Source organism: [Pseudomonas] carboxydohydrogena, assembly GCF_029030725.1.
Lineage (GTDB): Bacteria > Pseudomonadota > Alphaproteobacteria > Rhizobiales > Xanthobacteraceae > Afipia > Afipia carboxydohydrogena.
The window spans coordinates 3,102,073-3,128,891 of sequence record NZ_CP113162.1 but is presented as its reverse complement, the minus strand read 5'-3'; the positions used below and the strand labels follow the sequence as shown (position 1 = coordinate 3,128,891).

At 55.6% G+C, this 26,819-nt stretch carries 20 protein-coding genes; 7 read left to right on the top strand and 13 right to left on the bottom strand.

What is annotated here, in order from left to right:
- The first annotated feature begins 26 nt into the window (after positions 1–26).
- Entirely contained in the window at positions 27–476 is a 450-nt protein-coding gene (locus AFIC_RS15130) for a hypothetical protein (RefSeq protein WP_275247038.1), read from the top strand.
- A complete protein-coding gene (locus AFIC_RS15125; protein ID WP_275247037.1) occupies positions 466–2,493 on the top strand; it encodes a Z1 domain-containing protein in 2,028 nt (675 codons plus the stop codon). Before AFIC_RS15130 ends, AFIC_RS15125 begins: the two co-directional genes overlap by 11 nt.
- Positions 2,494–2,513: 20 nt before the next feature.
- On the opposite strand, the gene AFIC_RS15120 is transcribed toward AFIC_RS15125, so the two are convergent.
- The 6 genes from AFIC_RS15120 to AFIC_RS15100 all read right to left on the bottom strand — a co-directional run bounded on the left by AFIC_RS15120 (position 2,514) and on the right by AFIC_RS15100 (position 10,856).
- Positions 2,514–6,008 carry an ORC-CDC6 family AAA ATPase gene (locus tag AFIC_RS15120; RefSeq protein ID WP_275247036.1) on the bottom strand — a complete coding sequence of 1,165 codons (3,495 nt, stop codon included), beginning with the start codon at positions 6,006–6,008 and terminating at the stop codon, positions 2,514–2,516.
- A gap of 169 nt (positions 6,009–6,177) precedes the next feature.
- Positions 6,178–7,371 carry a hypothetical protein gene (locus tag AFIC_RS15115; RefSeq protein WP_275247035.1) on the bottom strand — a complete coding sequence of 398 codons (1,194 nt, stop codon included), beginning with the start codon at positions 7,369–7,371 and terminating at the stop codon, positions 6,178–6,180.
- A gap of 60 nt (positions 7,372–7,431) precedes the next feature.
- The gene (locus AFIC_RS15845; protein ID WP_420833401.1) at positions 7,432–7,806 is read right to left on the bottom strand and encodes a very short patch repair endonuclease; all 375 of its coding nucleotides are present in this window, start codon (positions 7,804–7,806) and stop codon (positions 7,432–7,434) included.
- 95 nt (positions 7,807–7,901) lie between these two features.
- The gene (locus tag AFIC_RS15110) at positions 7,902–8,954 is read right to left on the bottom strand and encodes a DNA cytosine methyltransferase (RefSeq protein ID WP_275247034.1); all 1,053 of its coding nucleotides are present in this window, start codon (positions 8,952–8,954) and stop codon (positions 7,902–7,904) included.
- Between the two features lie 428 nt (positions 8,955–9,382).
- Positions 9,383–9,724: a DUF2958 domain-containing protein gene (locus AFIC_RS15105; protein WP_275247033.1), complete on the bottom strand. Its 342-nt coding sequence runs from the start codon at positions 9,722–9,724 to the stop codon at positions 9,383–9,385.
- Position 9,725: 1 nt separating this feature from the next.
- Positions 9,726–10,856, bottom strand: coding sequence for a PGN_0703 family putative restriction endonuclease (locus AFIC_RS15100; RefSeq protein WP_275247032.1), 1,131 nt, complete (start codon positions 10,854–10,856; stop codon positions 9,726–9,728).
- A 606-nt stretch (positions 10,857–11,462) separates the two neighbouring features.
- Between AFIC_RS15100 and AFIC_RS15095 the strand changes: the two genes are divergently transcribed.
- Together AFIC_RS15095 and AFIC_RS15090 are read left to right on the top strand one after the other, a co-directional pair.
- Positions 11,463–12,512, top strand: a complete 1,050-nt coding sequence (locus tag AFIC_RS15095; RefSeq protein ID WP_275247031.1) for a methyltransferase domain-containing protein — start codon at positions 11,463–11,465, stop codon at positions 12,510–12,512.
- 438 nt (positions 12,513–12,950) lie between these two features.
- Positions 12,951–13,868 carry a hypothetical protein gene (locus tag AFIC_RS15090; RefSeq protein ID WP_275247030.1) on the top strand — a complete coding sequence of 306 codons (918 nt, stop codon included), beginning with the start codon at positions 12,951–12,953 and terminating at the stop codon, positions 13,866–13,868.
- A 178-nt stretch (positions 13,869–14,046) separates the two neighbouring features.
- On the opposite strand, the gene AFIC_RS15085 is transcribed toward AFIC_RS15090, so the two are convergent.
- From AFIC_RS15085 to AFIC_RS15065, 6 genes are all read right to left on the bottom strand, one after another.
- Positions 14,047–14,307 carry a hypothetical protein gene (locus AFIC_RS15085; protein WP_275247029.1) on the bottom strand — a complete coding sequence of 87 codons (261 nt, stop codon included), beginning with the start codon at positions 14,305–14,307 and terminating at the stop codon, positions 14,047–14,049.
- 11 nt (positions 14,308–14,318) lie between these two features.
- Entirely contained in the window at positions 14,319–14,543 is a 225-nt protein-coding gene (locus AFIC_RS15080; protein ID WP_275247028.1) for a helix-turn-helix domain-containing protein, read from the bottom strand.
- An 82-nt stretch (positions 14,544–14,625) separates the two neighbouring features.
- Positions 14,626–15,198, bottom strand: coding sequence for a tyrosine-type recombinase/integrase (locus AFIC_RS15825; protein WP_338063141.1), 573 nt, complete (start codon positions 15,196–15,198; stop codon positions 14,626–14,628).
- An 84-nt stretch (positions 15,199–15,282) separates the two neighbouring features.
- On the bottom strand, positions 15,283–15,825 hold the full coding sequence (locus AFIC_RS15820; protein ID WP_338063140.1) for a tyrosine-type recombinase/integrase: 543 nt from the start codon (positions 15,823–15,825) through the stop codon (positions 15,283–15,285).
- A gap of 274 nt (positions 15,826–16,099) precedes the next feature.
- Positions 16,100–18,700, bottom strand: coding sequence for a DEAD/DEAH box helicase (locus AFIC_RS15070; protein WP_275247027.1), 2,601 nt, complete (start codon positions 18,698–18,700; stop codon positions 16,100–16,102).
- A 4-nt stretch (positions 18,701–18,704) separates the two neighbouring features.
- Complete coding sequence (locus tag AFIC_RS15065) at positions 18,705–20,510, bottom strand: site-specific DNA-methyltransferase (RefSeq protein ID WP_275247026.1); 1,806 nt, start codon at positions 20,508–20,510, stop codon at positions 18,705–18,707.
- Between the two features lie 452 nt (positions 20,511–20,962).
- On the opposite strand from AFIC_RS15065, the gene AFIC_RS15060 reads away from it, so the two are divergent.
- The 3 genes from AFIC_RS15060 to AFIC_RS15050 are packed head-to-tail and all read left to right on the top strand — an operon-like array spanning position 20,963 to position 24,136.
- Positions 20,963–21,718, top strand: coding sequence for a DUF6088 family protein (locus AFIC_RS15060; RefSeq protein WP_275247025.1), 756 nt, complete (start codon positions 20,963–20,965; stop codon positions 21,716–21,718).
- Positions 21,715–22,779: a nucleotidyl transferase AbiEii/AbiGii toxin family protein gene (locus tag AFIC_RS15055; RefSeq protein ID WP_275247024.1), complete on the top strand. Its 1,065-nt coding sequence runs from the start codon at positions 21,715–21,717 to the stop codon at positions 22,777–22,779. Before AFIC_RS15060 ends, AFIC_RS15055 begins: the two co-directional genes overlap by 4 nt.
- Positions 22,780–22,831: 52 nt before the next feature.
- Positions 22,832–24,136 (top strand): hypothetical protein, encoded by a 1,305-nt coding sequence (locus AFIC_RS15050; RefSeq protein WP_275247023.1) that lies wholly within the window; start codon positions 22,832–22,834, stop codon positions 24,134–24,136.
- A gap of 413 nt (positions 24,137–24,549) precedes the next feature.
- On the opposite strand, the gene AFIC_RS15045 is transcribed toward AFIC_RS15050, so the two are convergent.
- The gene (locus AFIC_RS15045) at positions 24,550–26,814 is read right to left on the bottom strand and encodes a TonB-dependent siderophore receptor (protein WP_275247022.1); all 2,265 of its coding nucleotides are present in this window, start codon (positions 26,812–26,814) and stop codon (positions 24,550–24,552) included.
- Positions 26,815–26,819 lie beyond the last annotated feature (5 nt).

Genomic DNA, 26,819 nt, shown 5'->3' with positions numbered 1-26,819 from the left:
ATTAGCTTCATTAGTGGTTTGCTCGCATGCTTGATAAGTCGGCCTATTATCACGGCGCTGCTGTCATCCCGATACTTGAGGACGTGCGCTGCCAGTCGATCCGTAAGCTTGGGTCGCTCGGATACGTCTTAAATGACGACAGCTTTCTTCTCATTAAGTACACAACCAAAGAGAGGTCGCCTTGGCGCTTTACGTTCGACCAAGAAGACGTAGAGCGGTCGATCGGTATGGCCGCCAAGTATCGACGGCTGGTTTTCGGTTTGGTGTGTGGTAGCGACGGTGTGTGTGGGATTGATTGGGATCAAGGGTGCGACCTACTTGGGAGCAAGCCGGGTTGGATCGCCGCATCCCGCAAGCATAACCATAGTTACACGGTTTGGGGAGGCGGTGGCGAGTTAAAGCGAAAGGTATCGCTCGGTAAATGGCCAGCGTTGGCCTTTGGTGTCGAAGCGGCGGAGAGCGAGAATGCAGCTTAGAACCGCCGCTCCCATTCGCAATCGGGAGATCATCCGAGATGGGTTGCACACGACGGAAGCTTTGAGTGCACTTGCCAATGAAATCTCCGATCCTGCCTCTCTTCACGTTATTGCGGAACGGGCCGCAAGTATTCTTGAGTACGCGATTGATCCTGTGTCCGGCGATGAGAGGCCCAGCTATGGGCTTCTTTATGGTCTTATCCAAAGCGGGAAGACTAGCGTTATCGCCATTACCACCGCCATGGCCGTCGATAATGGCTTCAAATGCATCATCATTCTGACGTCTGATCTAAACCCTCTTTATACGCAAACCCTTCGCAGAATTCGAAGCCAATTGCGCGGACTGAAGGTATTTGGAAAATCGGAGTGGGATGGCCCTGCTTTCGAGCGGCAATTGCGGACGTCGCCTTTTGTTGTCGTCTGCTCCAAGAACTCGGATCATCTGTCTAGCCTCATCGAGGCGTTTCGAAAGATTGGTGCTGCGAACGGCGCGCGCGGGCTTCCCGCACTGATCATTGATGACGAAGCGGATCAAGCAAGCCTCAATACGCACACCCAAAAGAATGCTGCGAAGAGCACGAACGAGATCAGCACGATCAACAAGTTGATTTCCGATTTCAGAGCCTTTTTCAGAACCAACACTTATTTACAAGTCACGGCAACGCCGCAGGCTCTCTTTTTGCAGACCCCGGATCATCCTTATCGACCTTCGTTTACGGTACTCAGCACTCCGGGGCCGGGTTACGTCGGAGGCGAGGCTTTCTTCGAGGATGATTCAAAACTTCTAGTGCCCGTCGATATCGATGAAGTCGATGAGCTTAAATCGGGACATCAACCCCGTCCGACGCATCGTCTTCCGGCTGGTATCCGCGAAGCATTGCTGACCTTCTTTGTTGCCGCAGGTGCAAAGAATATACAATTCCCACAAGAGAACTTCTCGTTTCTCTGCCACATCAGCCATACAAAGATTGATCATCGCCATATCGTCGAATTGTTCGAACGGTTTCGGGAAGACATGGTCAACACCCTGGCCGAACCGGCAAAGCCTCCGTATACGAAACTTCGTAGCGACCTAACTGCAGCCTACCATAACCTGACCGAGACCGAGCCTGGTCTTCCGCCGTTCGAAGCCGTTATGCAGAAGATTTCCTTTCTTCTGCCAGCAGCGAGTATCAAGGAGATCAATTCTAATTCCCATGAGGAAATTGTCCCCGATCATCCTTACAGCATTTTTGTGGGGGGAAATAAGCTCGGCCGCGGCGTGACGATTCCGAACCTGATTACGAGTTACTACGGCAGGAACCCAAAGCGGCCCAATTCCGATACTGTGCTGCAACACGCGCGCATGTATGGCTATCGACAGAAGCACATTGGGGTTACCCGACTGTTCCTGCCGGATAAACTCGCCGAGCATTTTCGTATCATTCACCAAATGGAGAAGGCTCTTCGCGCGCTTATCGAGCGTCACCCGCAAGGTGAATTTGAGGGCATTTGCCTGTCTTCGCCTCTGCAAGCGACGCGGCGCAATGTGCTGGACCCGAACGCTATCGGTGTTTACGTGGCTGGCGGGTGGGTGAACCCGCGCTATCCACTTCGTACACCTGCGACGATGGAGGCAACACAATGGCTCGATGCCAAGCTCCTCCGCTATGACGGCTCGCGGCTTTATTATGTGACGGACGTGCCATCCGTTATCGAATTGATTCAGAAGTGTGAGGCCGATCCCACACTTGGCACCGAGCTTTGGAGCGCGAGGACAATCGGTGCGGCGTTGGAAAAGATGGAAGTGTTAAAGGGCAACAAAGCATACATTCGTGTCAGCCGCGATCGCGAATTGGAAGCATCGCGTCGCGAGACGCAAGGCTTCTACAGCGGCGGAGAAGATACGGAAGTGCCAACCGATGCCGTAACGCTTTTTATGTATCGGCTAAAGAAGAGTGCTAAAGGCGAAGCGGTCTGGCTGCCCCAGGTGCGCTTCCCCACCGGAAACTATGCCATTGCCTTTAGCTTTGAATAGCGAATACCGACATCTTTGGATCAAACGTCAGTCCGGTCGAGTCGGAAGTAGCGCGTATCGCCCGCACCTTTTGTAAATCTAGCTGCGTCAAATTTCGTCGGCCGCACGTACCAACATTGCGTAATTTTGCAAACCGAAGAGACCGCGGCGGATGCGACTGCCTCCATTTTCGAGCCAGTGAGCCCGATTTCAAAATTAAAGCCTTGGCGGACATACCACTTGTTGAAACCCCTAAGAAGGAATGTAGTCGCTTTTTCAAGATCATCCGAGTTGATGTAAGTTACCTCCGAGCTGGCGCTGTCTGTAGCTGCAATCTCGGCAATCTGCTTGGCAACCCGATTTCGGGAAGTGGTTCCTTCCGGCGCAACCACCTCAAGACGATCGATTACGTGGTTATCAATCAATGAGAGAAGGCGTTCATGTTTTGGAGATGCGAATGCAAACAACACATTGCGTCTTGTTTCGTCGGCATCTGCCTGAAGTAACGGCAGACATTCGTAAGGTCCAATTTCGCCTGTCAGAATGCCAGAGAGGGTATCGAAGAATTTTTGCCGATTATGCTGTTCTTCCGCCTTGAGCAAGGCTTTCATGTCTCGATCAGTCGGATAATAACTCTTCGCTTGCGTATGAGCCACTAGAACGGCTCCCGATTTCTGCAAGCCATCACGGACAGCGTGAAATATGACCGGCTTTGCCAATCCTGTTACATCGATCAAGGTTGGCTGATTTGTGAGCGGCAATCCGTCTGCTATCGCGGTGCGATATGAAATGATGTCGACCTCGGCGCCCCAACTCTTGAGGCTGTCCAGAATCTCCTTCGATCGGCCCGCATCCTCGTATTGAATGGCAAGCACTTTGGTCGGCGGCAGTGCTTTTGTCAGGGCGCGCACAGACGCCAAGGTGCGATCCTCAAAGCCGAGGCCGATGACAATCTGTGACAGCTCCGCTGCGGCGACCCCCGACTCGTTGAGTATCTTGACATCGATGCTGTGCGTTGGAAGACGCCCAGAATCCGGCGGGAGCTCTTCTGGAGTTTTTGGTTGCTCGGGCTGTGCTGGTGGTAAGTTCTCAAAGAGGTCCATTGTGATTTTGGGAGTAGGCGTCGCGGCCGCTGGCTCTATGGCCAGCTCCGTCGCCTCGACGTCGTCCTCTTCCGCAAGAGGTCCTCCAAGATTTCGCATCAGAATTTCTTTTCCAGCTGCCGGATTTGCGAGCCATTCCTCCAGGTTTGCTCCGGACAATTCGAACCGATCTCTTTCGGCGAGGCCGATGAAATTGGTTAGCCCGTAAATGCGCCTAAAAGTCAGCTTGAATTGGAGAATGGGATCGGAGTCCTTTGTCTTGGTTCGCGGGCTCCCGCCAGTGAATACAAACACGCCAGCGTCGATTAGATCGCGAAGCTGGGCCATCTGCTTGCCCGTGTCGCCTGTGGTTACGCGTACATAGATGGACGAATATTGTCGTAGCCGGCGCGCCGTCTTTTTATTCTTCTTGGCTTCCTTGAAAGACTTGAGGAGCAGCTCGTACGACGCTTCCGCGAACGACCGAGCCACATCTTTCAATTCGCCCCTACGTCGGTTGAGATCGTAGAGGCGATGCGAGCAGTGATCTTGAAAGCAATCGCATTGGACTTGCGTCGGCACAGGAATTCGACCGTTTGCCGCCTTGATGATCCGTTCATACAGGCTGATAACATCGCCGATGTCACCAACACAGACATGAGCAAGTGCAGTGATGCCGCGATAAACTTCCTTGCGTTTACTTGAAGTGGAAGCGCTTTCGGCGATTTCCCGCGCGATAGTTTCCATGGATTCGTCGCCGAGCAGTTGCGATGGTGTCGCGCGCGGGTGAGCGGAAAAGTGGTCGGCGCGTTGCTCCAGGATTCGTTCGACGAATTGCTTTCCCTGCGGCCCTTTTATCTTGTCGTATACTTCGGAGCCGAGGTCGAATACGGAATAATCGCGACCCTCCCGGGCAGGAAAATTCTCTCCGGGCGTTTTGAGCTCCAATTCCATTGTTTGCACTTCGGATGTGATCTTGAATGCGCAAACGGGGTGTTGGAACAGCAACGCGGAAAGCAGCTCCCGAATCGGGCCGCCCTTAAGGTAGCGAGTTGAAACATCATCAAGCAAGAATAGTACGCGGCCAGTCATCCAGTGTGGGGAACACACTCGAATGCTCTCAGCCATATGAATAAACGCGTCGCTCGGATTAACTTGTAAGCGAAGACTATTGCCCGGCTGGCTGTGCTGTACGAGTGCTTTTCGCAGGCGGGCATCGAAATCATCGAGATCGATAGCATCTCCCAACTCGTCGGAATTAGTGAGGATATCGGTCAATGCCCTGCCAATTACCTTATGGGCATGCTCATTGACACCAGCAGAGCGGATGTCGCGCAAGTGCATAATCGAGCGAACCGCCTCGACGGCGTATGCCAGTATTAAGCGCGCAAACGGATCGGCGTTTACCGTTTGCCCGGGATCTTGTCGGTCTATAAGTCTTTGAGCTGAGACGAACAGGCCGATATATCCATCACCGCTGATGCGCCCAATGACGGCGTCGGCGGTTTCTCCACGCGCCTGCGAAGCGCGCGCATGAAACTGAAGCGCGCGCAGCAACATGGTTTTGCCACAGCCGCGCATGCCGGTGATGATCTGTGGACCTGGTGTGCTGATTTGCTTCAGCCATGTTCCTTCTGGATCTATCAGAAGAGCTGGCACGTGCCACGGTTCAAGAGTCAGCGCGTTGTATGCCGAACCAAAACTCGTCAAGGCCAGCGGCTGCCGCCACGACCGCCACGAATGACGTGGTATCATCTCATACGCGAGTCGGACTTGGCGGATGAGATCTTGCGCAGATGGAAATCGCGTATTCTCTGCCGGTGCGGCCAAGACCTGAAAAATGTCTTGCAACGTGCTCGCCAACCGAAAATCATGGTCGGACACCTGATCCGGGCTGGCCAAGAGTCGTGCGCTCAACCGCGCAATGTGCTCGGCAATTCGGCTGATATCTCCTTCGCGTTGCCTGGCGGGATCGCTCTTGGTTTGTGTCGCGGCAGAACCAAGATCAATGGCAACTGCTCGTATGGATGGGTCTACAGCGTCGGCGCGAAAGCTGTCCTTCTTGAGCCGCTCGACGATGATGTTGCCGGCATGTAAATCATTATGAAACACCTGCTTGCGCTCAAGCTCTTCGCGCAGGCGCAAGAGATCAATGGCCATCTGTGCTGCAATGGCTGCCGAAACCTCCTGCTCGTCATCGAAGTAGTCCGTGAGGAGAGGACCGTCGACAAAATCGAGTTCCGCAACGCAACATGATAGCGACACGTTGTCAAATTGGACCTCTACATCCGGAAACATGTCCCGGATTTTAACGAGGTGCTCCGTTCCCTCCGCCACATCACGGTGCAACAGGCATTCTTCTTCGAAATCTTTCCCTGGGAAGAACTCATAAAATATTTTTGGCGTAACCTTCAGAACGGATTTGTTGCGCAGTCCCGTTTTGCGCTCGGCCACATATGTCGCGGCATAAAAGCCGCGACCCAAGGGGCGCAGAATCTTAAATGGGCCTATTTCGGCCGGGATACTGCTCAGCGGGAAACCAAATGGCCGGCCACAACTCGGGCACGGATCAGTTAGTCCATTGTCGTTATAAGTCGCTGCGGGACAAAAGAAGCAACAATAACTAGGCACGGACAAATTCCTCCAAACCCAAAGCGTAGTCCATCAGCTCCGTGATGCGAAAGCATTTCGTCAAGGGCTCCGCGCAAGCAGCCCAGACGCCGGTAGTCGCGCGAACCGATGCGAGGATTTCTCCATTTTTCACAAAGCTGCCCGGTCTTTTACGGAGAATCAGGCCGAGGTTGTCCGGGAATGGCTCTTTGTCTGTAGACGCGTTCGCGGTTGCGAACACTGAACGCAATCCAGCAAGGTCGAGCGAGAAAAAGCCACCTTGCTGTGCGGCAATCTCTACCCGTGGTGCTCGCGCAATTGATTCTACCTTGTCAAGGAAGCCGGCCTCTGTGCCGCCTTGTGCGACGATGTTCTCGAAGAACGGCTTCCCGATTTCTTTGACAAGCGGTGCGTGGCCTGGGTGCAAGGCGCCGACGTTTGCCGCGAGTAGCAGGCAGCGATCGGCATGCTCGAGAAGCCATTGGTCTGAACTATCGTCGATCAGCTTGCGGAGGGCCAACAATGACTCTCCTCGCCCGATGTATGGTTGGTAGGGTGTGCGTGCATCGGTCAATCCTGCGACGGCCGCTATTCCCACTGCCTTTGCAGCCACGCAGAATGATTTGGCTGTCTGCCTTGCTGTGGCGAAGTCACCCCCAAAGTTTCCATGAGGTGCTACCCGCACATCAAGCCCTGCGGACTTGATGCCGCATGCAATCTTTTTCGCAAGGATGCTGGCCACGGCCAAAGGAGGTACGTCTTGCGCGCCCGACCTTTGACGATATCGGAAGAGAATGGCATCTAGCGGAGCAAAATCGGGCCCGGCGAGAAAGTGCACGTAGCCGCATCGATCCAAAACAGCCCGCGCTGTAGGCGCATCTGGGTTGGCCTTGTATCCGGGGACTTGGGCAAGAATATCGATACCTCCCGCTGGCCGTCCCGGCACACCGAGCTTCGGGATTTGGAAGCCGAGGTTGCGTAAGTAGAGCGGGCACAGCAATGTCGACAGTGATGATGGCCCCCCGGTCGAAGCGACATCCGCAGTCACAATATCGTCGGGAAAGGCAAGAGTGGTTCCGCTGTGCGCCAGGACCTCCGCAAGTCGGCCGATCTCATCGACCCCCCACGAATCTCCGATTGCCGAAGCGACAACGGACGCCATTGCCTCTTCGGACGGGTTGCGCGCGAAATCCTCGATCAAATTCAACGAGCGCATCTTCCCTGTATTTGCTCCTTCTAGAGCGCGAGCATTGAGTGTATGGGGAGACTAATTGTTGGGCCGGAGAATGCGAGTGATGCGTCGAACGATATGCTCTGGCGCTTGTAGCTCGTGCTGCCACAGTCGTATTAATGCCCACCCTTTCTTCTTTAAAGTTCTATTGACCAACCGATCTCGTTGACGATTCCGTTCTAGCTTTTGCTGCCAAAAATCTCGATTTGTCTTCGGTAGGGTTCCGTGGCGCGGACAGCAATGCCAAAAGCAGCCGTCGACAAATACCGCAACTTTCTCCTTTGGAAATACAAAGTCGGGCTTCCCAAAAACCGGTGATCGCCTCCGCCATCCTGTAATCCCGTTAGCGCGAAAAATAGCAACGAGGCGAAGCTCAGTCGCCTTGTTCCCAGTCCCTCTCACGCGGGACATAATCTCAGAGCGCTTACGGGCAGAGAAAACGTCGGTCATCTGCCTCTACCTTAATCATATCGCCTTATTCGCTGGAATTTTCGATCCCGAAGAGGTCAGCGGGCGGCTCGACGAGATCTCGCCTTTGCATTAGCCAAACTCTTGGCGATTTCACTAGCGTGGCGGCGAATGAAGGTGGGCGGAAGCGCATTGCCGATCATTAGTGCGATAGATTCCTTGCTTCTGTCCGCAGGGAAGCGATACCGGCGCGGAAATGATTGAAGGATGGCTGCCTCCCGCAGCGTGATAGCGCGGTTTGCCTCCGGATGAAGAAACCGTCCCTTGGAAGGATTGAAGCATCCGCCCGTGATCGTGGGTGCTGGCTCGTGCCATGCCATGCGCCCGTATATATCTTTGAAGCCGTCCGTTCGTTGATGACAGGCAAGTTGCCACGATTTCGGTAGATCGGTCCGGCTACCGCCATCTTTCGGAATTGCTCGTATCAAGCTAAGAACTTTCTCGCTCCGGTTTTCCGTCAGATTTTGTAGCTTGTCACGGCTATGACCGGGAGCCTTCAATCCGCCGATTGCTTCCCAAACCGTTTTTATGTTGTTCGTTTCCTTGGCAAGCGGAACATCGAAACGGTGTCCGGCAACCAGGATTAACCGCTTTCGCCGTTGGGGCACGCCATAGTAGCGGGCGTCCTTGATGTCCCATTCGACTCGATAACCGAGATTTCGAAGATCGCGGCAGAGCTTCTTAAACGACCAGTGCTCCGCAAGCCCCGGCACGTTTTCCATCATGACGGTCTTCGGCCGGAATGCGCGCGTAAAGCGCATCATCTCGGTGATGAGGCCGTTTCTTTTGTCGCGCTTTTGTGTCGCGCCGTTTCGCGTGCGCAAGGCAGAGAAGCCCTGACAAGGCGGACAACCCGCTAAGAGATCAAGCTCGCCAACAGCAAGATTCAAACGTTTACGAAGCGACCCCGCTTTCACGGCGACGATATCGTCGTGACACACGACAACATCGGCATGGTTCGCCTTGTAAGTCTGTACCGCAAGGGTATCTTTTTCGATGGCAGCAAGAACTTTGAAGCCAGCGAGCTTCAATCCTAGCGTGAGGCCACCGCATCCGGAAAACAAATCGATCGCTGTGTACTTGGTTTTCATTCACGGAACGCAATTTTGCCGGACCCCGGCGGAATAGCCGTGGCGGTATCTTTGACGAATCAGGAACTCTCCCTCAAGCTCTGTTGAAAGAGTGTCCACAAGTATTTGATTTAAAATGGTATTTTTGTCGCGACCATCCGTCTGCGCTTATGTTCAGACTTCTTGGCTGCTATTTTGAAGGCCGTGATTCTCTTCGCCGAAACGCATGGTGCGTGAACGCGAGAAGCCGTTCTGCCGCAACCCGAATCCTTCCGGTGGTGGCGCAAATCAGATATCGTATTCGGAATAGTCACATCTTCGCTCTCATGAGGCGAAACATGCCGAGCACCGCACTCTGGGCAGTCGTCGTCGCAAGTAGCTGACCATTCATCTTGCCACTCATAGTCGCATCGATAGCAGGTGTAATAATTGCGGAATGTCGCCATCGCTTAAACCTGAATGCGGCCGAGTTGGTGGGCTTCAGCAGCGTAAGCGGAGAGAGGTTTGTCTCCGACGAAGCTTACATCGCGTTCGACAGGAAGCCCAAGTTTGCCCCGAACGCCCTCGATTTCCTTAAGGCTGACCCAGCCAAGTTCAGGAAAGCCGAGGCCGAGATCGCAGAGACCGAAAAGGCGATCCGGATCATCCGGATCGCATTCGCTGATGAGCCAGGTCGTATTGGCGTCTGGTGTGAACAGTTTGAACACCGGAGCATGGTCGCGTTCCGGGCTAAGCGCGTTGACGAGCAGTTGGACGTGGTCACCGAGCGTTAAGAGACCGAGCTGCGCCATGTCAGGCCCTCCGCGAGGAAGCGCGGGAGCCTTTTGCCAGGAATTGGACAAGCTGCTTTCGGACAGTTTTGTCACCTGTTACTGATTTTGAAGGCGCAGAATCAATTTCGGCAGGGACGGCCGAACTCAGACACAAGTGATAGATGCGCTCGTAGTCGAGGTATCGCGCCCGGAGGTTATGGGCCAGCTCGGTTGCGCCAGCTGTGCCGATGGCATCGACGACGCTTTCGAGGGTGAGGCCAATGAAGGGGACGCGATTGTCGTCACGGTCGTCTTCCGGGATGAATTCGTTCTGAAAGACGCGAAACGCAGCCATCACACGTCGATTGAGGTGTGGACCAATGCCGACGAAGACGGCGCGCTGCGTAATGCCGTGATCGACGCAAAGTTGCGCCAGCATGTTTTCGCGCCAGAGCTGTTCGAGTGCGAGCGTACGAAGCTGCGGACTGTCCGGATTGACAAAGAGCCGGGATGAACGGGACACTTCATCATAGCGGTCACGCAACCGCGCTGCTGGTCCCATCATGTCTTCGGAGAGTTTCGTTTCGACGAAGATCGTTCCTGGCTCACCGTCTGGCGTGATAATCTGAACGGCGAGGTCGAAAGCGGTGCCGTCATTCAGAAAGCGCTCCTCACGGCGGCCGGGGGAGTGCTCGAACAAGAAGCCCTCGACCTTCTCGACGAAGGTCGGGAAAAGCGTTTTCAGAACACGCGTGGCGAGGTCAAGATCCATCGCGAGCGGCGCGAACAGATTGAACGTCAGCGGCATCGATGACAGTGCATTTCCGAACAAGCGCTCCTCGTCGATCGCGGCGCCATCTTCGCGCAGGATCAACTGCTGCCTTACGAATGCATGGATGGCTGACGAGAGAAAGTTTTTGCCGGACGCGGCGGCGGTGCTGGAGAGGTTTGACGCCAGCGGCATAACAACCGCGTCTTCGCCTTCACCGCGCACATGAATGCCGGTCTCGATCGAATGATCTTTCAACCACAAGGCTTGCAGCAAGCGTGCAGCGCGGCGAAACCGCGTGTCGATCTCGAAATAGACGTTGTTTTCTTTGGCGATCGCGTCGGAAACGAGCGGGCACCGCGGCAAGGAGGCAATGGCATTGGACGTGGTGGATGTGGTCAAGCTGAATCTCCTCTGAGAGTGGAGGAGATTCAGCTTGATGGGTCAGTTGTTGCGTTGATCTTCCGACTTCGTGAACTCAACTTCTTGATCAATCGTCACTGTTGGTCGCACGTCATCTGCCGTGTGCATGGCTATGCGGGAGAGGAGCGCGACGAGTTTTGCCATGCGAAGAAAGCCGTGCTTCGGCGTGCCAGATGGAAACGGCTCTCGCGCGTCTGCTTACGGCGAGGCAGGCCATATCGTGGGATGCAGTGAGCCTTTGGTCCGTTTGAAAAGCCCTGTTCGACTTGTCTCTTAGCGGCAAATATCTGCCGGAAGACCTGCCATCAGCCTGTTTGGAGGGCTTTACGGCCGACGGAATGGTGTGCTCGTGGGGCTCGCCTCCCTTGAGCAGGTCTTTGCGATCGGCGGCAAACCTCTCCCTGAATACCATTTTTGAGCAAAAATCGTGTTGTTTTGGCAACACTTCAAGTTTTGTCGCGAAAGCCCGCAAAATCTCGGGCCCTCATCTGAATCTATAGGGCAGGGATCGGTACCGTCCGTCTCAAGCCATCACGCAGCGACTGCGGTGACGTCCTCTGCATCATAAACAGAAGGACATCACCTATGACGAAGATCGTATCTACCCAAACTGCAACCACCAGCTGGGCCAACTTCCGCTATTTGACGGGGGTGGCAACCGCACCCGCGACGGCTCGGCCGGTCTCGGTGCCGATGTTGGCAGAGGTCCAGCACGAGCAGGAATTGGCTTCGCGGCTTGGAGGCCCAGAAGCTACTTATGAGCTCGTGGATCATATTCGCAGCATGAAGCCTGTCGCAGGCCGGACATTGTTGATGTCAGGTGGAGGAGGAGCTTTTGCAGCGCAATTCGCAGAAGCCCATCAATACGATATCGCCGTGCTGCATTCCGATCCGCTGATTGTTGAAGCATTGAAAGCCAGGGTGTTGGGCGGGGAAGCTGCAGTGGTCAACCATTTGCGTAATCCGAATGGGCATCCCCGGATTTTGCGCGAGCACGTCATCCGTCCAGGCATTGAGTATCGCTTGGCAGAATTGCCACGAACGCCTTTTCCGGACGAAACATTCTCCTTGGTTGTGATTGAGCAAGGCCACTTTTTCGGACTTGAAGCTGCGATAGCTGAAGCGAAGCGCCTGCTGTGCGAGAATGGCGTTGTCGTGCTGCTCGGCTACATGCCTTTGTATGTTGTGCCTCGTAAGAAGCCAGCAAAGGATGAAACCATCGTCAAGCTTATCAATGAAGTGCTGGACGATGGATTTGAGAGCGCTCTCTTGCATTTTGTGTTGCCGGATGAACAGGCGCTCCTGGATGCATATAGAGGCCTGGACTTTCCCTTCGCGAATTGTGTGGCCGGTTCTGTTTTCGATGACTATCGGTCGCGTCTGTTTATGCGAGCAGCGTGGAATCTCTTCTCTTTATACCAGCACATGAAGACGTGGCCGGTGGTGAAGCGGCTGGAAGAGAGCGGTTCTATCTCGAATGTTGACTGGTGGAATTTCAGTACGGCTCTCATACAGACGTGGGGCTCGCCTGGCTCACGTCGCGTCTTGAACTGGCCCGTCGCTCTGCGTACTGGCGCAAAGAAGGGCGATCCGTACGTGCGCCGAGAACCTGTTGGCGCTGCGGACAAGGTTTAAACCAACTTCCAAAAACGTTTTTGGAAGCGTTTTCGAGCGTTTTGGATATCCGATCTATGAATAAGGAAAATTGTTGAGGTAACTCAAGTGGTTGTGTGCCGCAACGACCCGGATTTCGGACTGGCGATTTTTGAAATCAAGAAAGGGCCTTCAATGGCTAAGAACGAGCTTCTCGACCTTATCAATTCATTCCCTGACGCGGAGAGTCGCGCACGCGCTATTCATGAAAGATGCCTCTGGCTTACAAACGACCCGAAACTGCGGAAGGTGATCAATATCGCGGCGATGGGCGATGGTTACTATAGTCGCCTACTAGCCACCTTATTGCCCCCCGCCGGATAAAAAATCTCGTAACGGAGCACCGCGCCAGCGTCGGCCAAACCATCCTGTTAATCCATCCTGGAAGAAGGATGACAAGTGCTGGCGGGGTTTGAGAACATGAATACGAATCTCAAAATGAGCAGCAATGGCATCGTTGAGATGTCGATGGATGAACTAGAAGCGTACTTTGACGAGATTGCGAAGAATGCACCGTCCCTGAATGAAGGCGGCACATTCGCCAAACCACAAGCAAATCCGTTCAGACAGCCCTCGCCGGTTGCATCTCGAACATCTGGGTTGACGACGAGGGAGTTTAGAAAGCTCTACGAGGCTCTGGCTTTCGCTTTGTGGCGTTATCAGGCTCCGATGAACACGCATCTTGTCATCGCCTGGGAGCTGATGGGAATCGAGCCGCATCGAGGTGCGAGGCTGTTGTGTCAGTACTTGCATCGGGCCCAGAAATGGGCACGGCAGGGGGGTCGTTCGCGCATCTCATGGGAGATGCATTATCTCTATGTCCACGAAAATGCACCGGGCCGCGGTTTCCATTCACATGTCCTGATTAATCTCGAAGGGGTGCACCGCAAAGCCTTTGAAAAGTGGTCAAGAGAAAGTCTTGCTGTTTTGATCAGGCAGCACGTGCGTGTTGATGCGTTTCGTTTGATTTATCGCCATCCAAAGACAATGGATGCAGGCGTCCAGAGGACGTGGGGTTGGTTTCGTTACGTGACGAAACAGCACGACGATACAGATGGCTGCTGCGAACGAGACGAAAGTGACCAATATTCTTGGAAGCCCTTGAGGCAGGTCTTTCGACTATTCAGAGCGAGAACTGCTCTTCCGATCCCGCCCATGAAACTGTGCGGGGCTTCACATAGCATCGGTAAAACCGCGCAAGCTCAAGCGAGGTTTCACTCGAAGTTTTGGAGTGGCAAAACGAAGCAGCCTTACAATGAAGACTTTGGTGGTTGGGAGCTGCAGCAACTAGTCAAAACATTAGAGCAGGGCATGCAGCCCGGGTTTTCTTTGCGCTAGCCGGGCAAAAAATTTGGCCCCTCTTCTCCAGAGGGGCCCGCCCGGTCCCTTCTCCCAGTGCGTTACGGACTATCTGATGACTGACCGTTAGGTGAGTATGAGTCCACGTACGACTTGATGGGGCTTTTTAAAAATAAGCGCCTGTCAAGACAGGCGCAAGTTTCAAAAGGCCCTACAGCTATAGCGTTACGAATCTGGAGCGCTGCTTTTCGAGGAGTTCGAGAAGTGCGTCGATTCCCTTAAGAGGGTAACGGCGGCTCCGATCAATAGTGATCGTTCCTGTGTGCGGATAATAATTTACCGCGCCGATTTTAAGCTGATATTCGCTTGGGCGTTCGACGTAATGGCCTTTGTCGACAATCGCATGTATTTGCACGCGAACATCGTCAGTGTCGGTTGAGAGGTAGAGCCGCTCATACTTCCGATTTGAGTTCGTCATTGAGTTGCTCCTTAGAGAGTGGGCTCATGGGCGAAACCATCTGAAGTATTGAAAACGGTGCTGCATGACCGAAGCCAACGCTCGGCTTCCTCCATCGGAACAATGGTGCGAGCGCAAACCTTGACGGGACGAAGGCGTCCCTCCTTGATCTCCTTCCAGGCGGTAGTGCGGCCGATGGCGGCCCAAATAGCGAACTCATTCACGGACATGGCACCGCGATTGTTCAAATTAGACATGGATAGTTCTCCTGTACGCGAGCCGGCCTTTGCCGGTGGTGGATATAGAAAGGCTGCCTGCTACGCAGACAGGCGGTGATGGCTAGAGAGTGGTGGGTTCGCAGAAATCAGCCCAGGCCTGCGCAAGATTGCGGCGCTTCTCAAATAGATCTCCACGCCGGTAGGCAGCCTCGACCTTGTTGGAGATTGTGTGAGCAAGGGCCATCTCGACGACCTCGTTCGCGAAGTCGGTACGCTCCGCCGCCCAATCCCGGAATGTAGACCTAAAGCCATGTGCGGTTACATCAGGCTGGCCGTGGCGCCCCAGCGCCATTCCGAGCGCGGAATTACTGAGGGGTCGATTCCGGCGCAGACCAGGAAACACGTAATCGCTGAACCGGAGCTTCTCCATTTCAGAAAGAATAATGAGCGCTCTTGCCGATAACGGAACGCGATGTTCACGCGCCGCTTTCATGCGCTCCGCAGGAATGGTCCAAAGCCGGTTCTCGAAATCAAGTTCGTCCCACTTCATTTCCAGGGTTTCACTCGTTCGGCTTGCGGTTAGAATGCAAAACTCGAGTGCGCGCGACGTGACGGAATCTTCCGAGCGTAAGCGAGCCATTAATGGCGGCGTTTCATCAATGGGAAGCGCGGCGTGGTGGACGACTTTCGCCACCTTGTTACGAGGTGAGAGCAGAAAGCTAAGATGCCCCTGCCACCGCGCTGGGTTATCGCCCGTCCGCAGGTTTTTGACGCGAGCTCAATCCAAAATGCGCTCGATACGTCCGCGGACGCGGGAAGCTGTTTCGGTCTTCTTGTTCCAGATCGGCTGGAGCACCTTCATGACCAAGTGGACGTCGATATCCTCGACTGAGGTCTTCTTGAAGACGGGATAGACGTAAGTTTCTAACGTCGACGTCCACTGCGCCGCATGCTTGGCATTTTTCCAGCCGGAAGCATGGGAAACAACGTATTCCTTGGCACACTGCTCAAAAGTGATGATGGTTTTGGGTGGCGCGGGTGCAGCCGCCTCCGCGGCTTGCCGGCGTTCAGCGAGCGGGTCGGTTTTATTTTGGCGTTTAACGCGAAGCTCCTCGGCAAGCCGCCTCGCTTCCACGAGGGGTACCGTGTGAAGCGGCCCTAGCCCCATGTCACGCAACCGCCCACCGGCGCGATATCGATAAATCCAGCTTTTGGCATTGCCCGTGCCGACGCGAAGATAAAGGCCGAGACCATCCGAATAGAGGCCAGGCTCAAGCTGGCTTCTAATCTTTTTGTCCGAGAGCCTTTTGAAGTGAACCACGCCGACAAACTCCGCATTCCGGCGATATAGACGGAAGCGGATTCAGTTCAAATTCTACGAACTTGCGTGGAATCTGATAGATGATGATGACGCTGCGGTGGCTATTGCAGGCAGGATTGGTGCCGCCCTCGGCAATAGGATCTTCGCCAGCAAGGGTGGCGTTCTGCTGATAAATGCGCCTTTAGGCGCGTTGAACTGACGGGTTTTTCTGGCGCCGCGAGCATAACTGACTTTTCAGTGACGCTTTCCGCCAAACCACACCCAGCCCATGCACCTAGGGCTTCAAATACTCGGGCAGCTTCGTTTTCTGTTCGCTCATAAGGATCAGCATCATATCAACCGTCTCGCCGGAGTTCTTGACCAGCTCCAGCATGCCGGCCGGGACAGTGCTGTCCCAACTGAAGTTTTTGGACAAGTATCTCAGAACCTCGCGCTTATAGGCCGTATCGAGGTTGTCGAGCTGATCGCCCTTGGTTTCGAGAACGGTGATCCGTGATGATCTGTCCTTGCGGCTCACTGCGAAGATAAAGTCGGGATAGATTTTCGCTTTGCGCCAGCCCTGCACCGCATATTCCGACCGGGCGACGTTACGATGCCACCAAGTGAGTGCAGCGTCGCCATCGAGATAGACCGCGACGTCACGCTCCTCGCCATTGAGGTCGTCTTCATAGATCGGGGAGAATAGACTTCGCTGGAGCGGCCCGCCATCCTTGCCGACAAGCTGGCGCGCGCCCTCTGGCTGACTTGTTTCGGTTTCGAGTGGCATTTGCCAGTTACGACCATCGAGGCGCAGCCGAAACTGGATACGTCCCTCCGCGACATCCGCCTTGAACAGGGCTTCCGCCCGTGCGGTTTGTTCCTTATCCAATCCCTTCCGGAGCTCCTCGACGATCAGACTAGCGCCAGTGCCGATCTTGGTATCATCAAAACCTCGCTTGCGCAGCGCGTTCAGCAGGCGGCCGACAATCTCGCGGCCGACGAACGGATTTGGCACGAGATCGGAGATCATCCGGGCGGCATGAGCGGGATCGAAGGCCAGCACCTCCGGATTTACGGCGACAGTTTCGCCGACCAACAACTCGTCGCCGTTGTCAGCAAGACGAATCCGCTGAAGCTGGCTTTCCGCCGCCTGCGCATTCTTCGGAATGCGTGCGGCGACGTCCTTCGGATCGAAGTCGCGCCAGTCGATGGCAGACAGCACGTCGGTTTCGTAGTCAAGGTCGCGGGCGTCCTCGCCATCGACCAACAGAACCTTGGGCAGATAGATCTGGTGCGATGAAAAAGCCGGACGTCGTTTGATCTTTTGTGATCCCTTGCCCGACTTTTTCGAATCCTCTTGGGAGACTTGAAGCACGAGGTCGCCAAGGCCGTCCTGTTCGAGGCCGTCCTTGATCGCATCGACGACATCGGCGGTCTTGGCGTGGTGGGTGATGACGTGGCATTCGTCGAGCGCCCCGACGCCTGTTTTCAGCGCGCCAGGTTGGCGGAGGATACGACCGATTAACTGCGTCATCGCATTGAGGTTGGAACTGGCGGCCAGCGCGCACAGGACATAGGCGAACGGGCAGTCCCACCCTTCCTGCAACGCCTGCTTTGTGATGATCGCCCGGATGCGGTTGGTCGGAGACAAGAGGTCCTGATTTTCAGGCTGGTTCAGGTCGTTCTGTTCCGCCGTCTTGATGGCGACTTCGGCAGCATCGAAACCGGCGGTCAGAAGCCAGTCCTTAACATCCTCGGCGTGGATGTGCTTGCTTGAACGTTGGTCGCTCCCCGTGCGCTCCACCTGAATAAGCATGATGGGGCGGATATACCGTCCGGTATTGGCTTTCAGTTTCTTCGCGTCACGGTCGAGGTTTTTCAGCCGATCCAACGCCGCGTTCAACGTTGCCTTCCAGTCGGTCCCCTGTCGGGGATCTAGGTTGAGCGGCATCTTGATCATGCCCTCGCGATCGAGGTCCCGTCCCGTGATTTCGACCAGCACATTGGCATAACGGGCATCACGCGGGTTCCTGCCACCGCGCGGCTGCACATCCAGCGGGGTCGCCGTCAGTTCGAGCACGAAGCAGGGATTGAACCCGTAGAGCGTCCGGAAGGCGAGGTCGGAAATCGCACGGTGGCCCTCGTCGAGCACCACCATAGGCCGGATGATCCGCAAGGCATTGCCGAGCGAATCCTTCACCATCGGGAACATATCAACGTAGGCATCGAGGTTCGGCGTCTGGGTAAGCGTGGCCTGGTGAAGCTGTTGCTCGCCTTCTGGCGGGAAGAAGCCGTGAACGTCGCCCCGATCTCGAAACATCTTTAGGGAATCCTGCGTCTCGCGGTTCGCCGATTGCAGCATCAAGAGCATGACGCAGAGATTGGTTTCGACGTCACGGGCGTCGAGCCGATCCGTCTTTTCCATGATCCGGACACAGCCAGCGGCGGCATGGTCGAGCGCCTGCCGATAGGGATGCTGGCGGTCCTTCAGATGTTTCAACGTCTGAGTGTAGATTGCTTCGTTCGGTACAATCCACAATACGAATCCAGTGTCACGGTTGAGATATTTCCCCATGACACGCGACATCGCAGAAACCGCAAGCCAGGTCTTGCCGCCACCCGTCGGCACCTTGAGGACGACGTTCGGCACTGGCCACGCACGACCATCAGTTCGTGGCGAGAATGGAATGCTGGCGCGAGAGGCTGGCAACTTGCCGCTCGCTTTCAGCGCATCCCAAGTCTCCTTAGCAAAGTCAGGGATAGGCAACTTCAGATGGGGTTTGGTCGCGGCAAGCTCCGCGACTTCGTCAGCTTCCTTTTTCTTGTCCTTCAAAACATCGAGATAGGCGTCGAGCGTCGAGATCACACGGCTCTGATATTCAAGATCCCGGAACATCCCGTCAGCTCCGCTCGATACGGTAAAGGGCGAACGGTAGCGGTACGAATTCCACGGGGATATTCTGCTCGGTCAGCATCTTCTGGCTGACGAACCGTGCTGGCGCAAAGACCAGATGCCGCTTGCCAGGCTTTGCCTCGGCGAACGCCTTGGCGCGAGTCAGCGTCAGTGCGGCGTTCGGAGTTTTCAGCCAATCGAGGTCAGGCTTGTAGATCAGCCAGACATGCTGACCTGCGGTTTCACCGAGATAGAAATCCTTCTGACGGATCGCCTTCGGATCGAGCGCCTGATTGGTCGCCATGTGGAACAGCGCGGCTCCAATGGCGGCATAGGGCGGCAACGATTCTCCGCTCAGGACCTTGTCCAGTTCGACGGGGTCGCCCAACGTGCAATAGGTAAATTCACCGCCAAGGCCTTGGGCGCGTTCGGTAACAGCCTTCTCACCGGTAACGATCAGTTCGCCGTCCTTAATCTGTTTGGTGATGCGGTCGAAGTCTGCGCTTTCCAGGTTCTCGATGCCCTGCACCCGATGAACCAGATCCTGGGAGCGTTCTAGCGTCCGCCAGTTCAGATTTTCGCGTAGTAGCTCGGTCTTTTGCGTTCCCTTGAACTTGTAACCCTTGATAACGCGACGAACTCGTTCCGCCGTCAGCTTGTCGGCGTAGTCCTCCATTTCCACGAGGACAAAACGTCGATTGCCGCCGTCGCGCTTATTGAGTTGAAGAACAGCATGGGCGGTTGTTCCAGAGCCAGCAAAAGAATCCAGAACCAGCGAGCTGGAGTCAGTCGCAAGGTCAAGTAATCGGGATAACAATTTCGTTGGTTTCGGTGTGGCGAAAGCTTGATCAGTGAAAATATCCAATATTTCCGTTCGCGCTGTTCGCGTCTGTCCAACCTCTTTGGCTTGTAATAGCGTGCGCGCGACAAGATCGGCTGGAGCTTCCGACCGAAATCGCTTCAGTTTGGGAAATGAATAGTTTCCTGTCTTTCCCCACCACAACCGATCTTCTCGCACGTGCCGGTCGTTTTCCGATTTGCTATAGGCCCATACTCTTTCGCGCCTAGGCAGAACCTCCTCTCCGGTAATGGGATTTTTGATAGGATAGAAAAGATTGGGGCGCTCATCGGCCGATTTAGCGCATTTGTAATCGCCTTCTCGCCATGGACCGCGAGAATCATTGTCTGGATTAGTGTACGCTGAATCCGAACTCTCTGTGCGCACTACTCGATTGATCATTACCTGATCAATCCGTTTAGCGTAGACAAGAATATGGTCGTGATCTATCGAAAAGAAACGAGCATCGTTTCTTGCACTCGTTGTCTTTTCCCAAACAAGACTCGTGATAAAATTTTCCTCGCCGAATATTTCATCCAGCATCAATTTCGCACGATAAACCTCGTTGTCATCAAGTGTGATCCAAAAGCTGCCGGAATCTGAAAGCATCTCGTACAGTAGCCGCAGTCGCGGCCACATCATTGCGCACCACTTGTCGTGGCGCAGCCCGTCCTCAATGCCGATCGGATTGGCGTTGAGCCATTCCTTGATCATCGGGGCGTTCACGTTGTCATTGTAAGCCCAGCCCTCGTTTCCGGTGTTGTAGGGCGGGTCGATGAAAACGCAGTCCACCTTTCCGGCATACATCGGCAAAAGCGCCTTCAGGGCGTACAAATTATCGCCGTGGACGATCAGGTTGCTGTCGAACGCGACCGGCCCGATGCCTTTCTTTGGATGCGGCACGAGGGGACGAAAGGGCACCGCCAGATGATGGTTGTAAACGAATTCCTTGCCCTTGAAGTTCAGTTCCGTCACGTCGCTTGCCCCCCAACTCTCCCGACCGGCCATCATAGAATCAGCCGTAGCGTTACCATGCAACGCTGATCGGCATGGGTCACGCCAGGTATCTCTTTGGACAGAAGCGTCATGAGTTCGAAAGTTTGATGGGAGACAGCATCTCGATGAACTTGGATTTGCTCAGAAGATCGGCCAGCAAATCGGCCAAAATACAGCAGATATTTGTAATTTTCGGTGTTCTATCAAACGATTAGATCAAAAAGACATCGGCTAAAAACGATCATTTCAATGATCGTGGCGGGAACGAGAAGACCTATCTTTCGGTTTGGAAGGAGGCATATTTAGGCGGCTTATAGGTTCGATGCGTCCGAAATTTGTATATTTATTTCGGACATATTCCTTGACTTATGTCCGAAAAAAGTATACAATTTTCGGACATGGGAACCAACTCGCCTAATCTGAGAACAACTATGCTCGAGCGCATCCGTGCGGACACGCCGCGCAAGGTCTGGACGCCCAGTGATTTCGTCGACCTCGCCTCGCGGGACGCCGTTGATAAGGCATTGCAACGGATGACGACGGCCGAAACTCTCAGGCGAATCGATCGCGGGCTTTATGATCAGCCCGGCTTCAACAAGCTCACCGAGAAACCTAACCCGCCTGATCCGCGCTCGGTCATCGACGCCGTCGGGCGCCGCGACCAAACCCGGATGCTTGTCGACGGCATGACTGCGGCAAATGATCTTGGTCTGACTGATGCAGTCCCGGCAAAGATCGTGGTGCACACCGACGCGCGGCGTCGCGCGATCAAGCTCGGAAACGTGATAATTACCTTTCGTCCAACCGCCGCTAGCAAGCTGTACTGGGCCGGACGACCAGCGATGCGCGTCGTTCAAGCGCTTTACTGGTTGCGCGATCTTCTGGCTCGCGAGGGAGAGAGTGAGCAGGTTAAACGCAAACTTGCCAAGCTTTTCGAGGATCCGGTGACGGGGCCACCACTGACAGCCGACATCAGCGCGGGAATGACGGCGCTTCCGACATGGATGTGGATGTTTCTCAAGCCGCTCATCGACGGGGAGACTCACGCTCATCGTCGACTTCCCGACGATGATGATGTCGCTGCTGCTGCTGAGCACTCCGCTGCAGTTTGTCCCAAACGGAGACTACTCTCCGCCCAAAAGATACGACCCTCCAAACGCGGTGTAACCTGGACGACGAAGGCATGAATCCAGCTTTTGATGAAGTTCTCGCCGCCGGATCGGACGCAATGTTAAGCGCCTTCGACACGACGGCGCAGCGTCTCGGTACGGCATCGCAGAATATCGAGAAGGATTTCTGGGTGTGCTGGACGTTGGACGCCCTGTTTCACGGGTTGAAAGAGGGAGGTCCCCGACTCCTTTTCAAGGGTGGCACCTCTTTATCCAAGGGGTTCGGTCTGATCAACCGCTTCTCCGAAGACATCGACGTTACAGTGTTTCGGGATGATATCGGCGAGGGAGCGACTATTGAGGAGCTAGAAGCACTAAGCGGTAAGAAGCGTCGAGCGCGACTCGATGCGATCAAGGACGCCTGCCAAATCTATATCAATGGCCCGTTGCGCGCTGAGTTGACGCAAATACTGCAAGGTCGGCTTAAAGCCGCCGGCTTTGATGCCAGCGCGGCACGGGTAGAGGCAGACGACACTGATCTCGATGGGCAGACGCTGTTGATCTGGTATCCCACGGCAACGCCGCGCTCGGACTATGTGCGGGCGGCGATCAAGGTCGAGTCGGGCGCGAAATCCGCACTCGATCCGAACAGCGACGTACCGATCAAACCTTATGTCGACGATGATCTGCCCGCGCTCGATCTGACTGTACCGGCTGTTCGCACGGTCGATCCTGAACGTACCTTCTGGGACAAGGTCGTTATCCTGCATGGGCTGCGACGTTGGTTCGATAAGCGTGGCGAGTTGCGAGGCGGTGGCCAGCGCGTGTCGCGTCACTATTATGACCTGCACCAATTGGCTGCGACACAGGTCGGCGCTGCCGCCGTCGCTGATACAATGCTCGGTGTGGATTGCGTCGCGCACGCGCGGATGTTCTTCAATCGACCCGATTTCGATCTTGCGAGCGCAGCGCTCGGCTCATTCGCTCTCGCCCCGCACGATGCGATGATCGAACGACTACGCGTCGATTACCAGGCCATGCAGGGCATGATCTTCGGTAATCCGCCGGAGTTTGCGGCGGTTCTCGACAGCATTGGCGCGCTGGAGGCGCGTCTGAACGCAAACGGCCCGGCAGAATGATCGCGGAGAAATGTGTGAACCTACACGGCGCAGTGGCAAGTGACGTTTGCCAATGAAGATATTTTGGTCCTGGCAGAGCGATCGTGATCCGAAATTGCATCACTACTTTGTACGCGATGCGCTAAAGGACGCCTGCAAGCTCATCGCGATCGACCCTGATTATGAGGAGGCAGAACGTCCAGAGGTCGACCATGACACCAAGAACGTCGCCGGAACTCCGGACATCACGAAAACGATCCTAGAAAAGATCGCTGGCGCGCATGTCTTTGTCGCCGACATGACCCCGGTCGGCACGACCGATCCCTCAGTTCTCCAGCCCGACACACCAGCGGAAAAGCGTTCCGATCCCAAGTATCTTCAAAACCCGAACGTCATGTCCGAACTTGGCTACGCCGAGCATGCGCTTTCACAGGGCCGCATCGTTCTCGTGGCGAACGGTGCGCATTATCCCGGTCCCGTTGCGCTTCCTTTCGACTGGCGTCATCGCAGCGGCGCGAAGGTCTACATCCTCAGGGATGGCGCGACTAAGGAGGAGATTAAGGCTGAGCAGAAGCGTTTCGCGGAGGTACTGAAGAGCTGCATCATGCCCATCCTGGCCGAGCAAGCTCCGGTAAAGGCACTCCCACCACCGATTTCTTGGCAGCCATCGAGCAGCAGCGATCCGGCGATCTGGCCGGCGGCGGAGAAGGCGCTTGAATTTCGCAACAATGCGATGGGAGAGCCGCGCCGAAATATCCAACTGAGACAAGGGACGCGGATATTTGCCCGCATTGCGCCCCACGAATGGTCGATGCCGGCCCGTGTCGAACTTGAACAGCGTATTTCTGATGTCGGGCTGAGCATCCGCTCGCGGGACGGCGATTGGGGGCTCAATGGCGATGGCGCACTTTCAGTATGGGGACTGATCACCCGCGAACGCAACGACATGATTGTCACGAACGCGACTCAATGGTTCCAGTCGAACGGCGAGCTTTGGGCGGTCAACAGCAACTGCTTTGCCGAAAATAGCGGTGGCCCGTGTTTCGCATCTGCGTTGCCGTTCACACCACTAGATGAGTTTCTCCGCAAGGGTGTAGCTGCCATCCGGGCGATGGGCGGAAAAGGCCCGATCGGGGTCAAGCTAGGGGCAGGAAATTTGACCAACACGGTATTGCCTGGTGCCTATCAATGGGAACGGTTCCCAGCCGTCAGCGCAAGCGTAAATGTTGACGACGAATTCGAGACGTGGTCGCCGGACGAACGGCGGTCTCTTCTGTTCCGTTTCTGGAATGCTTTGATGGACGTTTATGGTCAACCTCCTGCGCGCTCCATGGCGGAGTTCGAGCAGGCAGCCGCGGTTGCGCCGCTCCCGAAATAGGCGGCGCAATGCCTCATTCGACGGCGAGGTGAAGGATGATCATTTGTTGCCAGCGTCCGATAAATAAGGGGCCTCCGCCCAACCTTTTGTCCCATACTTCTACCCATACACGCGCCGTGCCTTGAGGCGATTTTCGGCAAAATCGGTCGAACTGGGTCGAACTGTAATCTCTGAAAAATCGGCATTTATCCAAACGAGCGACCTAAGCCGGGCTAGTAAAACCGTCCCATACAGGACGCTCTCTCCGCCAGACCGCCTAAAGCCATCAATATGATGAGAAGTCTATGTTTTCGCCTCAATATCAGAGGCCGATTTCATGATGCGACTTCTTGTGTTTTTTGCCTTGATTGATTTTTTCGAAACCAATCAAGGCAAAACGGTCGGCCGAGGGGCAGCGCGTCAGCCGCCCTGTGTCACCAGCGGTATCGCAACCCCGCCAGGACCGTGCGGCGATTGGCGAACTGGCAGTAGTAACCGGACGAACAGCTCGAATAATATTCCTTGTCGAGCAGATTGTTGACGTTGAGCGTCAGCATCGCGCCCTTGAAGCTGGCCGCGAAATTTCCAAGCTCATATTTGAGCGCGGCATCGAGCACCGTGTAGGCAGGGGTACGAAGCGTGTTGGCGTCGTCGCCGAAGCTCGCGCCGACGTGGCGGATGCCGCCCCCGAGCGTCAGGCCGTTGATCGGGCCGGACTTGAACGTGTAGTTCGCCCAGACCGATCCGAAGAAGTCGGGCACCGCCTGCGGGCGGTTGCCGATGACGAGCGCATCGGTCGACTTCGTGACCCGGGTATCGAGGAAGGTCAATGCGCCGATCAGTTCCAGACTCTCGGTGACATTGCCTCGCGCCTCGAATTCCGTGCCCTTGGAGCGGATCTCGCCCTGTTGCACATTGAAGTTAGGCACCGCTGACGGCGTCAGCACATTCTGCTGCCGGATGTCGAACACCGATGCGGTGAGCAAAATTGGCAGGAATGTCGGCTGATATTTGATGCCGGCTTCGTATTGTTCAGCCGTCGTCGGTATGAACGGCAGTCCGGTCGAGCCAACTCCGACCACGGGCTCGAACGATGTCGAATAGCTGGCGTAAGGCGCGACTCCGTTGTCGAACAGATACAGCAGTCCCGCCCGGTAGGTGGTCTTGTCGGCCGACTGGCTGGACGTCGAATTCGCGAGTCGGCTTTCGGTGGTCTGGTCGGCCCAATCATGGCGCAGACCCAGCGTCGCGCGCCATTTGCCGAGGCTGATCTGATCCTGCGCGTACAGTCCGGTCTGTGACAGGTCCTGACCATTGTTGATGAGGGAAGCGAGCGGTCCGGCAGGCTGATTGTAAACCGGGTTGACGACATCGAGCGGGGTCGCGCCGCCGAGCTGGTAAATCCAGTTGCTGCGCGACTGCTGGAAGTCGACGCCGGTCAGAATCTTATGCTGCAATGCGCCGGTGGCAACATCGAACTGCAAGCGGTTGTCCGCCGACAATCCGTTGACGTTCTCCAGCGAACGGATCGCCCAGCGCGGCAGCATCCCGGTGGATGTGAGCGGCGCATTCATCTGCAACGACTGGAAGTCGATATCGACATGCGAATAACGCAGGCTCGAGCGCAGACTGACGACATCGGTCAGGCGTTTGTCGAACTGATAGCCGATGCCGTATTGCTCGCGCTTGAAGCTGTCGAAGTTCGGGTCGCCGACATTGAGCTTCGAATTCAGATACGGCTGGTATTGCGGCGGCGCGAGCGACTTCGCGTAGAGAGAGTTGAAGTAACCGCCTTTCGGGTCCTTCTGATAGTAGCTCTGGATCGTGAGCCTTGTGTCCGTATCCGGCGCCCAGGTGATGGCCGGCGCGACGGCGTAGCGTTCTTCGTCGACATTATCATAGCGTGTGCCGGACGACCGGCCGATGGCACTCAGGCTGTAGAGCCAATGCCCGTCCTTATCGAGCGCGCCCTGGCTGGTGATGCCCGACTGGATGCGGCCATAGGTGCCGCCCTCAATCCGGACCTCGTTGTAGGGAACGGCGCTCGGCATCCGGCTGACCTGATTGACGAGACCGCCGGGGCTCGTCTGTCCGTAGAGAACAGCGGAGGGTCCCTTCAGGACATCGATGCGATCGAGCAGGAACGGGTCCATGGCGGTGTTGGCGAAAGCCTGACCGCGCGGCAGCTTCAGTCCATCCAGGAAGCTGACGTAGTTTGTCGTGGTCCCGAATGAGCCGAAGCCGCGGATGAAGATGCTGTCGTATCGCGAGTTCGTGTCGGCATCGGAGAGAACGCCGGCGGTATAGCGCAACGCGTTGCTGACGGTCTGGGCGTTCTGGTCGTCGATCTGCCTGCGCGTGATGGTCGAGATCGATTGCGGTGTCTCCAGAACAGGTGTGTCGGTTTTGGTGGCCGCTATGGAGCGCTGGTCGAGATAGCTGCCGGTTGTATTGCTCGCTGCGGTGGTCGCGCGCGGCGCGGCTGCCTGCCTTGGGACGACGGGAGCTGTCACTGGTTTAGCGGCGCGGCGGCGTGAGGCCGCGCGGCGCACTTGCGGCTTGGGCGCCTGCACCGTCACCGGGGGAAGCGTCGCGCCGCTCTGCTCCGGAGCTTGTTGTGCCTGAACTTCCGAAGCGCTCACGGCGGCAACAGTCACAGCCACAGCCGCCCACAACAGTGGTTTGTGATCGAGTCCCATGTATC

What these genes read in the sequence shown, in the direction of transcription:
- AFIC_RS15045 (WP_275247022.1), bottom strand. Translation starts at nt 26,814, where the DNA reads ATGGGACTCGATCACAAACCACTGTTGTGGGCGGCTGTGGCTGTGACT.
- AFIC_RS15070 (WP_275247027.1), bottom strand. Translation starts at nt 18,700, where the DNA reads ATGTTCCGGGATCTTGAATATCAGAGCCGTGTGATCTCGACGCTCGAC.
- AFIC_RS15085 (WP_275247029.1), bottom strand. Translation starts at nt 14,307, where the DNA reads ATGACGAACTCAAATCGGAAGTATGAGCGGCTCTACCTCTCAACCGAC.
- AFIC_RS15130 (WP_275247038.1), top strand. Translation starts at nt 27, where the DNA reads ATGCTTGATAAGTCGGCCTATTATCACGGCGCTGCTGTCATCCCGATA.
- AFIC_RS15110 (WP_275247034.1), bottom strand. Translation starts at nt 8,954, where the DNA reads ATGAAAACCAAGTACACAGCGATCGATTTGTTTTCCGGATGCGGTGGC.
- AFIC_RS15845 (WP_420833401.1), bottom strand. Translation starts at nt 7,806, where the DNA reads ATGTCCCGCGTGAGAGGGACTGGGAACAAGGCGACTGAGCTTCGCCTC.
- AFIC_RS15090 (WP_275247030.1), top strand. Translation starts at nt 12,951, where the DNA reads ATGAATACGAATCTCAAAATGAGCAGCAATGGCATCGTTGAGATGTCG.
- AFIC_RS15055 (WP_275247024.1), top strand. Translation starts at nt 21,715, where the DNA reads ATGAATCCAGCTTTTGATGAAGTTCTCGCCGCCGGATCGGACGCAATG.
- AFIC_RS15125 (WP_275247037.1), top strand. Translation starts at nt 466, where the DNA reads ATGCAGCTTAGAACCGCCGCTCCCATTCGCAATCGGGAGATCATCCGA.
- AFIC_RS15105 (WP_275247033.1), bottom strand. Translation starts at nt 9,724, where the DNA reads ATGGCGCAGCTCGGTCTCTTAACGCTCGGTGACCACGTCCAACTGCTC.
- AFIC_RS15060 (WP_275247025.1), top strand. Translation starts at nt 20,963, where the DNA reads ATGCTCGAGCGCATCCGTGCGGACACGCCGCGCAAGGTCTGGACGCCC.
- AFIC_RS15050 (WP_275247023.1), top strand. Translation starts at nt 22,832, where the DNA reads ATGAAGATATTTTGGTCCTGGCAGAGCGATCGTGATCCGAAATTGCAT.
- AFIC_RS15080 (WP_275247028.1), bottom strand. Translation starts at nt 14,543, where the DNA reads ATGTCTAATTTGAACAATCGCGGTGCCATGTCCGTGAATGAGTTCGCT.
- AFIC_RS15095 (WP_275247031.1), top strand. Translation starts at nt 11,463, where the DNA reads ATGACGAAGATCGTATCTACCCAAACTGCAACCACCAGCTGGGCCAAC.